Genomic DNA, 401 nt, shown 5'->3' on the forward strand with positions numbered 1-401 from the left:
CTGCGTTGGGCGAGGCGGCGCTGGCCGAGTGTACGGTGCTCGATCCAGCGACCCTGCCGGCGTTACCGGACACGAATCCGTCGGTGGCGGGGCTGACGGCTCGGCATCTGGCGTATGTGATCTATACGTCGGGCTCGACCGGCACGCCCAAGGGCGTGATGGTGCCGCATCATGCGATTGCGCGACTGGTCATCAACAATGGCTATGTTGACATTAGCGCTGGTGATCGTGTGGCGTTCGCAGCGAACCCGGCTTTCGATGCGAGCACGTTTGAAGTATGGGCACCGCTGTTAAATGGCGCCACCGTTGTGGTGATCGATCATGACACGGTGCTGATGCCCGCTGCGTTTGCGCACACTTTGTGCGAACAGCGCATCAGCATCTTGTGGCTCACCGTTGGC

1 protein-coding gene is annotated in these 401 nt (G+C 61.3%); it reads left to right on the forward strand.

The features are described 5' to 3' along the window. On the forward strand, positions 1 to 401 hold a 401-nt coding region (locus KQH55_RS16040), incomplete at both ends, for an AMP-binding protein (protein ID WP_235091666.1).

This window comes from Mycetohabitans sp. B3 (assembly GCF_021498065.1).
Classification (GTDB): domain Bacteria; phylum Pseudomonadota; class Gammaproteobacteria; order Burkholderiales; family Burkholderiaceae; genus Mycetohabitans.